Consider the following 8,870-nt stretch of genomic DNA (forward strand, 5'->3'; position numbering starts at 1 on the left):
GGCGCATCTTCCGTCACGCCCGCTGCAGCCCCAACCGCCTGTCGTCAGCAGCCAAAGCCATCCTCACCCTGGAGAAGCAACGCTGAAAAAGCTCAATGATCCTGCGCAGCAAGGGAGCGGGCCACGGGTCGCACGTGCCAATGGCGTAACACCTCATGACCCGGCGCTGCAGGAAGCCCTGCCTCTACGTGCCGACTCCGCCCCAATCTCCGTCGAACCCTCGTTCGACCGGGCAATCACCTGGATCATGAAGTGGTCTACTCACTTCACTATCCCGTAAGTCGCCTGCAGTGAATCTACTGCGCCCAGGACAGGTCCACTGACGTGGGAAATTTGCGGCTGCAAGCCCAGGTATTCACAGGCGACCTGTAGGAGATCCGCCCACTCTGCGTCACCCTCATCTTCCGGCACCTCTTGGGGATCCGATTCGCTGTCGAGGGGCCCTGATGTTATGTCGATCAATTGATTCAATCGGATTCTAAGCTCTGAATCCAAAGTATCTATCTCGTCGGGCGAGTCTCCATCGATATATGCAATCTGACGGCCGTCCTCAAAAATCTTGAGCTCTTGCCCCCCACTACTCGGACTGAGGTAAACATTAACAGCCGCCGTACCCCGGGATAGAGACTCGAGGAGCTCGTCAATACTCCCGCGATATCCATTCTCTTCGACAATCACAGTGAAATCTTCGATCGCAAATGCGGCAATGGGCACCGCATCATAGGCTGGTTCACTGACTTCCCGCGCTCGCGCCGCCAGCTCTGACCAAAGTGAGGTGAGTAGCGAAGAGTCATGGATCCCAAACCGGTGCAAGGAATCTCGCGGGCCAATCCCCCTCACAGCCGTGATGCAATATCCCGGGTCAAGGTTCAATCCTGACTCTTCCACCCAATTCGAAGAGTATTTCTCGTTCACGCGAAATTTCCTCCACCTTCGGATGCGTACCGATGCGTCAAATTAATTCACGGTGCATCATTTTCCCTGGACGATATCAGGCCTGCCAGGGTCCCGTTCGTATGTCTTACGCGCATCGACCGCTGAGGGTGTCATTTGCCGCATGCGCCGGCGACCGGCCTGGTGCGAGCAGAACAGGTTTGGAAACCACGGTGCCCCGAGGGGGTGGGGGCGCCGTGGTTTCGCTGGCCCTCGCAGACCCCAGTCGGATGACCAGATCCTGGCTCCGTTCACCCGAAGCCCTACTCGGCTAGAGCATTAGCCAACCGGGTAGGTCACATCGAGTATTGAACTCCAGTGCCATAATGTTGAATTTGCGCGCCCGCGGACCGGCCTTCGGGCTGGTCGCTACTGATCGTTGATCGCCGGGGCTGATGGGTTGCGATCCCTGCGACATGCTGCCTGGTGCGAGGTACACGAAGAGCGGTGAGCTGACCACCCTGCGTGTCGCACATGGCCGAGATCTGATCCGATGTATGGCTTTGACCGGAGTGCTGCTCCAGGGCGGGTTGCCCACTGGTTGATGGAGTCGTGCGCTTGACAAGCGCACCTCAGATGGCGTCGTGCAGGAGGTTAGTCCGTGCCCGTAAGCCCCCTTCAAACCACAGGGAAGACCCCTGGAGCGGCTGTAGCGCTCCGTAACCGCAAGAGCGTGCAGGGCCCGTTTCAAAACGCGAGGTTGCGCCGACCCTCCCGACTGCGAAAGTTGGCGCTACCGTTCTATCTGCTGACTCGCTTGCGGAATAAGGTTGAAGGCTCGGGTGCGTGTTGATACATCCGTCAGCTTTGCTCCAATACAGATGAGAGAAGCAGCAACTGCCGACCGTATCGGGGGAGCAACGTGCGGCAGCGGCCAAGTACAGCGGCGCCTGCCCCTACCCCGGCAGCGTCTGAGACGAGATATGCAGAACGTGTTCCTTCCCCTAGCGACTGATGATGAGGACTACTCAAGGGCGCTGAGAGCCGCTTTCCCTCACAAGGCACCCAAATCGGGATCGGCCCAAGAGCTTCCCGGAGTTTCGTCCACAGAGGCAGTCCGTCATCACGAAGCTGGCATAGACCTGGAGAGAGCCCTAGTCCTGGCCCTGGAAGGTCCCCGCAGGCGGGCGCGGTTCACCAAACAAGCGACGCAGTTCGGAGCAGGTACAGGCCCCGCCTGTTCGAGCTGCCGGAGCGGTGGCTTGAACGCGCTTTTCAGCGTCCCTCCCACACGCCAGTCTGTAGTCGTGAAGCGCCTGCTGGCCCCGGCGATCTGGCTCAAGGAGATGCATCGAGTCGTGGCGGAAGCGGGCCCGCACGGCGGTGCACAAGCGCGATTGCGGACTTGCAATGGCCAGATGAAGTGCTGGGGAAGGCGTGTCTCGTTCAGCGATGGAGGCTTCCATGGGGCCTGAAGGAGACCTTGTTCACGGTAAATGGCTGCCAATTGTCCCCACAGACGGTGCAGCATGCGAGGCCAGTCTCCTGGAGGTGCTGACAGCCCCAGAATCGGTGCGCCGGCTGAGTCTTCCCACACCGACCATGGTCCCCGCGCTGCTGCGTCAGGTGCTGTTGCCGGTGGTGCTGGATGCACTGGGCGTTCCTCGGACAATCAAAGAGTGGCGCGAACGGTTCCAGCGTGGCCGGTTCTCCAAAGCCGAGGTCGAACAGCTCACCAGCTATCTAGGTCCCTCTCGCTATGGGGACCATTTTCTGCTCTTCCCCACCACATCAGCGCGGCCATTCGCGCAAGCGGGTGGGCTCACCGCACGGACAGGGGAAACGAAGCCATCCACGTTGCTCATTCCGTCGATCGCGACGGGCAACAACGTTCCGCTGTTCAGTGCCTTCAGTGAGGCAGACGACTTGGCCCTGACACCCGCCCAGGCCGCCCTGTGGCTGCTGCACGCGCAGTGCTGGGATACTGCCGCCATCAAGACCGGTGCGGTCGGCGACCCTCAGGCGGCAAAGGGCAATAAGACAACGGGTAATCCGACAGGCCCACTTGGCCAGTTTGGTGTCGTCATGCCGACTGGGCGGACACTATACGAAACGCTGGTTCTGAACACTCCGATTCTGCCCGGGGGACTCGACTCGGCCGACCGTCCCCAGTGGGCTGGGTCGGAGCGTCTCCGGACAGCGGGAGAAATGGACCCGGCTGGCCCCGAGTGGTCCGTGCGTTCCGCACACGGTCTGCTGGACTTGCTGACATTCCAAAGCCGACGGATCCGGCTGATCCCCTGCCAGACACCCACTGGCCTGCGGGTCCGGCAAGTGGTGGTCTGCGCAGGTGACCGTCTTACTTTCACTCCGGCCATCGATCCGCATGCCACATGGAACCATACGGTCAAACCGAAGGCCGGCGAGCCACCGCTACGCCCGCGCCGCCACTCGTCTGCGCGGGCCTCCTGGCAAGGCCTGAACGCACTGCTTGCGCTCACGGCATCCGCCGACTCGGATGGACCGTCCACCTCAGCACTTCTGCGGCAGGCAGGCGAGTTGCGGGCCGAAGGCGCCCTGCCAGTCGACTACCCACTCGGCGTGGAGATTTACGGTCTGGAATACGGCAACCAGAGCGCGGTAGTCGAAAACGCCATCGCAGATGCCATCCCGCTGCCGGTGTCCTCGCTGGTCAGTGAGGACACCCCACTACGACAGGCCGTCTTGGACTGTGTTGAACAGGCGGATCAAGTAGGCCGCGCCCTGGACCGTCTTCACGCCGACCTGCGCCGGGCCGCGGGCGGTGATCCACTACCCCGGGACAAGGGAGAAGCCGCCTCGGTACGTTTCCTGCACGGGGTGGACCGCAGTATGCGCCGCCTTCTGGCCGGTCTTCGAACCGCGGGAGACAACCCCGAACTCGTGGAGCGCGGTCAACATGCATGGGAAAAATCGCTGCGTCGGGATGCGCTCGATGAAGCGCATTCCCTACTCGCTGCCACGCCGCCCCGAGCCGCGGTCGGTCGAATAATCAAGGTCAACGGCAAAGAAACCACCTTCCGCAGTGGCAGCGCAGAGGGCGCCTTCCGCAAGTCTCTCCTGGAGATCCTGCAACGGGTCCCCGAGGGACGTTCGCTGAACGAGAAGGAAGCGGCATGACCACGACCGCTCAAGCCCCTCGCCGCCCTCATTACTGGGAGACCTTCAGGCCCGGCACGAGATACGCCGCACGTGATCTATGCATACTTCGAGATGGCCTAGGCCGCGAGCCCGGCAGCGTGCCGCGCATGCGTCCAATGCACCGTGCCTCGCTCCCGGACAGCCTGGAGCCCCACGAGCCAGTACCCGCCGCTTATGCGGCCGAGCACGCCGCACTAACCTTGTTCGGCCTCCACCAGTCCCCGTCCACAGCGACCGTGCATCGCCCCCGGACCGGCCTAGGCACCGCATGTCGGAGGCTTAGCCGCACCGGCTCGATCTCGGAGAAAGCGCTGGACCAGCGGATCATCGCGGTCGCAACCGCACAGGACCTCCACGAGGTCACGTGGCATTTGCGCGGCCTAATTCCCCTGCTCCGGACTGCGGGCATCGGAATCGACTACACCTGGCTCCTGCGGGATCTGCAATTCTGGATGCAGCCCTCGCATGATAGGACAATTCGCGCCTGGGGCTTGCAGTACACCGATCGGGCAGGCATGGAGACGAGCAACCCGGACAGCGGCCTCCTCACAGTTCACACCTTCGAAGACTCCCCGTACTGGGTTACCTTTAATGCACAACGCGCGGGGGCCGAGTCCGACTTGGCGGTTTTGCGACGAGGTCTGGGCCATGATGCAGGCACGGTACCCGCGATGTGGTCGTTCTACCGCACCCGGATCAGCTCTACCGCACAGCAAGCCGGCTTCAACAGCCAGGGCCTGAAGGCCGAACACGCCGCACTCACCCTGTTCGGCCTCCACCAGCAGTCCCGGCGCGAGCCGATGCATGTCGTGAATACGAGCCTCGGATTGGCCTGTCGGCAGTTGCTGCGGCTGCCCAGTGCAGCCAGAACGGGGCAACACATCGTGCCACGACGCCTAGGGCACCTGTTGACGGCAACGGACGGCAACGAGCTCCTGTGGCACCTACGCGGCCTCATTCCCCTACTACGCAACGCCGGAATCGGCCTGGACTACAACCGGCTCTCCAAGGACCTGCTGAGCTGGGACAACCGAAAACACCCTGAACAGCAAGCGCGCATTCGTAGCCGCTGGGACCGAGATTTCCACATGGCCATACCCACCAACAACTCCTAGTTCCGGGGCCGGCCGGCCCCGGTCTTCACACGGCAACGTGCTGGTGCCAACCCAGCCGCATCGAGCGCAACCCCACCAAACGCCGGAACCCGACACGCCCCGACGCGGTACAACCCCATTTCGCCCGTCCTGCCGTAAGAGGACGCCCGACCACACTGAAGGAGTCGGTCCATGGACAACACTCTCTACGTTGAGGTGCACATCCTCCAGAGTGTGCCCCCGTCCAACATCAACCGGGACGACTCGGGCACCCCCAAGCAGGCCGTCTACGGCGGCGCCCGCCGCGCTCGCGTCTCCTCCCAAGCATGGAAACGAGCCACTCGTATCCACTTTGCAAGCAACGTGCCAGAAACCGACCGTGCCACCCGCACCAAGCGGATCAGCGCCCTCCTGGCCGAGCAACTCGTTCAAAGCACAGCCAAGGACGGAACGGGGCTGACTGCCGAACAGGCCAACCGGCTCGCGGGCACGCTCCTCGAACCGCTGGGCATCACCAAATCCGCTAAGAAGGAGGACCAATCCGCCTATCTGCTGTTCTTCGGCAAACAGCAGCTCGACTCCCTTGTGACCCTCCTGAAGGGCCGCGCCACCGAGCTCGCCGCCCTGTCCGACAAGGATCTTAAGGAAGAGGTGAGCAAGCTGCCTGTGGTGACCGCCCTGTCGACCGGTCACCCCGCCGAAGTAGCCCTGTTCGGCCGGATGGTTGCCGACCTGAAAGACCTCAACGTGGACGCCGCAGTGCAGGTCGCACACGCCCTGTCCACCCATGCTGTCCGCACCGAATTCGACTACTTCACTGCCGTGGACGACGAAAACCTTGAGGATACAGGCGCCAGCATGATTGGCACCGTGGAGTTCAATTCCTCGACTCTCTACCGCTACGCCGTTCTCGGCGTGCACCAACTCATGGACAACCTCTCCTCCGCCGAATCCACCCGCGATACCACCGTACGGTTCGTCGATTCCTTTGCCCGCTCCATGCCGACCGGCTACCAGAACTCCTTCGCCCACCGCACCCTGCCCCACCTAGTGCTGATCACCGTCCGCACCGACCAGCCCGTCAACCTCGTCTCCGCCTTCGAACAACCCGTCACTGGCTACAACGGACTTGCCACAGAATCCGCTACCCGCCTGGCCAACGAACTCACGGCAGTCGCCACAGCCTGGGGAACGCGACCACAGCGCACCCTGGCCACCTACGCTGTGGAAGGCCATAACCTTACTGAGGCGTTCGGCCCCTCCGTGACCTTCCCCGCCGTACTGGAAACCCTCGGAGACCTGGTGGGGCATTGGCTCACCAACGGCACTCTGGCCAACGACACTTCTCAGAGGACCAACGCATGACGACCACCGACTCGGCCGTCCTCGTCCTGCGGCTCGCCGCCCCCCTCCAATCCTGGGGCGCCCCCTCTCGTTACAACCGACGCGACACCCGCCCCCAACCCACCAAATCCGGTGTTCTTGGACTACTCGCCGCCGCAGCCGGTCGCCCCCGCGGTGCCTCGCTCACCGACCTCTTGGGCCTGCGCCTCGGCATCCGTGTAGACCAGCCCGGTAGCCTGCTCCGCGACTATCACACCGTCAGCGACCACCGTGGATTGCCGCTTCCCGCGAGCAAGGTAGACGCCAAGGGCACTCAAAAGCGGACTAGCCCCGCCAAGCACACTCACATCACCCAGCGCTACTACCTTCAGGACGCTGTGTTCATCGCTGCGCTGCGCGGTCCCACAACACTCCTGGAAGAACTCGACCACGCGGTGAAGCACCCCTACTTCCCTCTGGCACTGGGACGCCGATCCTGCCCCCCGACCGGCCCACTCAGCCTCGGACTCCATCCCGACACCGAACTAAGCAACATTCTGTCAACGGTCCCCTGGCAGGCATCCCACCACCACCGCCGCCGCAACAGCAACAACACCCACGTCTCGCTAGAAGCCACCATCGAGGACCCCCAAGGTGAGGATCTCGTCGCCGATGTACCCGACATCTACCACCTACGCAAAGGCACGACCTACAGCCAAAGGGCTGTGAAACACCTATGGATCACCGTGCCCACCAGCCTCGATGCGAGCACAGCCGACACACCCAGCCAATCCTCGAACCAGGGCCCCCAGGGCCACGACCCCTTCGCACTCCTGGGCTGGTGACCCATGCCGTACCTGTCAAAAATCGCTCTTAACCCACGCCGCCGCATTGGTACCTCCCTGCTCGGTAACCCGCACCGCATGCACGCAGCCGTCCTCAGCGGTCTCGCCATCCAGCCGGTCACCGAGCGCGTCCTCTGGCGCCTGGAAAACCACAGCGTCCATCGCGCTGAGCTCCTCGTACTCACAGAGAACCGCCCCTCCTGGCACCATCTCGTCGAACAAGCCGGCTGGCCCGACGCCGAAGGCGGGCAGCCTCTCGTCGCGGACTACACCCCGATACTCGAACAAGTTCTGATCGGCAGGGAATTCACCTTCCGGCTCACCGCCAACCCCGTGCAGTCCGTACATCGCCCCCTCAAGCCCAGCGCCGAACAAGCCGCCCGGATAGAACAGCAGGAGAGCATCGCCGGCACCACAACCGACCGTAGGGCACGAGGCTTTCGCGTCCCCCAACGCACCGCAGCGCAACAGCTCAACTGGCTCCTGACGCGCGCTGAACGCCATGGATTCACAATCCCCACCGTGCCGACCCCAGCCCCCGCCCCCGGTATCACCCACGACAGCCCCAGCCCTCAGGACGCTCCCGCCGTGTCCCTATTCACCCGAGACGTCCTGCGCTTCCGCAAACACAGCCATGGCCCACGCATCACTCTGGCTACGGCCACCTTCCACGGGCACCTTCGTGTCACCGACCCGGTCGCGCTGCGCGCTGCCCTCCTCGCCGGGATCGGCCCGGCCAAAGGCTACGGCCAAGGTCTCCTCACTCTCGCCCCCTCCCAGCCGAGGTGACTATTGTCTATCCCATGGCGGTGCTTCGGAATGCGGGACGCCCGCCCAGCGGCTGACCGTGTATCCCGCCTCACCTCTGCGTACGGTGTCGTCCCTGCATAGGCAGGGGTATTTCCTCTGGCCGCTGTGCCATCACCGCAGTCAATGCGTCGTCCCCGCACAGGCGGGGGTAGCTCGGATCATGCTTGAATCGATCGGCCTGAGCCGGCATCGTCTCTGCACGGCCGGGGGTAGTTCATTCTCATAGCCGCGGTTGATCAGGGCAATGCCGTCGTCCCCGCACGGCCGGGGGTATATCGAGAACCGGACGCTACTGTTCTGACCGTCTCGGAGCGTCCCCGGCTGGGCGGGGGTAGTTCACGCGTGTCACCGGACTTGACCGTTACGAAGGGGTCGTCCCCGCATACGCGGGGGTATCTTGTCCGCGCGGCACACTGACACCGGGCGCTGTAGAGATCGCTGTTGTGGCCGGCGGGTTGGCCGCCCTTGTCTCGCCACTCTTCTTTCGGCTAGCGGCTTGATCCTTCTTCTCCGACATGAGTGAGGCTGGATGCACAGAGTAGAAGGTGCAGGTCGGTTGACATCTTGCACGGCTTGAACCGTTCCGGGTTCGGTAGAGATCTCAGACGTTGTGTGTGACCTGGGGTTTCGTGGTGTTGAGGTAGTGGTTCGCTTCGTACTCGACGGGCGGGATGTGGCCTATCTCTCCGTGGAGTCGGCTGTGGTTGTACCAGTCGATCCACTCGGCGGTGGCCAGTTCGACCTG

Annotated in this window: 7 protein-coding genes; 5 read left to right on the forward strand and 2 right to left on the reverse strand. The window is 63.0% G+C overall.

The window, feature by feature from the left end:
• Positions 1-261: 261 nt before the first annotated feature.
• On the reverse strand, positions 262-915 hold the full coding sequence (locus ACIP98_RS41325) for a DUF6461 domain-containing protein (protein ID WP_401981899.1): 654 nt from the start codon (positions 913-915) through the stop codon (positions 262-264).
• Between the two features lie 1,422 nt (positions 916-2,337).
• On the opposite strand from ACIP98_RS41325, the gene casA reads away from it, so the two are divergent.
• The 5 genes from casA to cas6e all read left to right on the forward strand — a co-directional run bounded on the left by casA (position 2,338) and on the right by cas6e (position 8,104).
• Positions 2,338-4,032: a type I-E CRISPR-associated protein Cse1/CasA gene (gene casA / locus ACIP98_RS41330; protein WP_401981902.1), complete on the forward strand. Its 1,695-nt coding sequence runs from the start codon at positions 2,338-2,340 to the stop codon at positions 4,030-4,032.
• Positions 4,029-5,168, forward strand: coding sequence for a type I-E CRISPR-associated protein Cse2/CasB (gene casB, locus ACIP98_RS41335; RefSeq protein ID WP_401981905.1), 1,140 nt, complete (start codon positions 4,029-4,031; stop codon positions 5,166-5,168). The genes casA and casB overlap by 4 nt, the downstream gene beginning before the upstream one ends.
• A 171-nt stretch (positions 5,169-5,339) precedes the next feature.
• Positions 5,340-6,512 carry a type I-E CRISPR-associated protein Cas7/Cse4/CasC gene (cas7e, locus tag ACIP98_RS41340; protein ID WP_401981907.1) on the forward strand — a complete coding sequence of 391 codons (1,173 nt, stop codon included), beginning with the start codon at positions 5,340-5,342 and terminating at the stop codon, positions 6,510-6,512.
• The gene (gene cas5e, locus ACIP98_RS41345; RefSeq protein WP_401981909.1) at positions 6,509-7,315 is read left to right on the forward strand and encodes a type I-E CRISPR-associated protein Cas5/CasD; all 807 of its coding nucleotides are present in this window, start codon (positions 6,509-6,511) and stop codon (positions 7,313-7,315) included. The genes cas7e and cas5e overlap by 4 nt, the downstream gene beginning before the upstream one ends.
• Before the next feature lie 3 nt (positions 7,316-7,318).
• A complete protein-coding gene (gene cas6e, locus ACIP98_RS41350) occupies positions 7,319-8,104 on the forward strand; it encodes a type I-E CRISPR-associated protein Cas6/Cse3/CasE (protein ID WP_401981912.1) in 786 nt (261 codons plus the stop codon).
• A 622-nt stretch (positions 8,105-8,726) separates the two neighbouring features.
• Here the strand turns inward: cas6e and ACIP98_RS41355 are convergent.
• On the reverse strand, positions 8,727-8,870 hold a 144-nt coding region (locus ACIP98_RS41355), incomplete at its 5' end, for an integrase core domain-containing protein (RefSeq protein ID WP_401981915.1).

This window comes from Streptomyces sp. NPDC088354 (assembly GCF_044753585.1).
GTDB lineage: Bacteria > Actinomycetota > Actinomycetes > Streptomycetales > Streptomycetaceae > Actinacidiphila.

Excerpts from the sequence above, each read along its gene's own strand:
- casA (WP_401981902.1), top strand. The coding sequence starts at position 2,338 with ATGGGGCCTGAAGGAGACCTTGTTCACGGTAAATGGCTGCCAATTGTC.
- casB (WP_401981905.1), top strand. The coding sequence starts at position 4,029 with ATGACCACGACCGCTCAAGCCCCTCGCCGCCCTCATTACTGGGAGACC.
- cas7e (WP_401981907.1), top strand. The coding sequence starts at position 5,340 with ATGGACAACACTCTCTACGTTGAGGTGCACATCCTCCAGAGTGTGCCC.
- cas5e (WP_401981909.1), top strand. The coding sequence starts at position 6,509 with ATGACGACCACCGACTCGGCCGTCCTCGTCCTGCGGCTCGCCGCCCCC.
- cas6e (WP_401981912.1), top strand. The coding sequence starts at position 7,319 with ATGCCGTACCTGTCAAAAATCGCTCTTAACCCACGCCGCCGCATTGGT.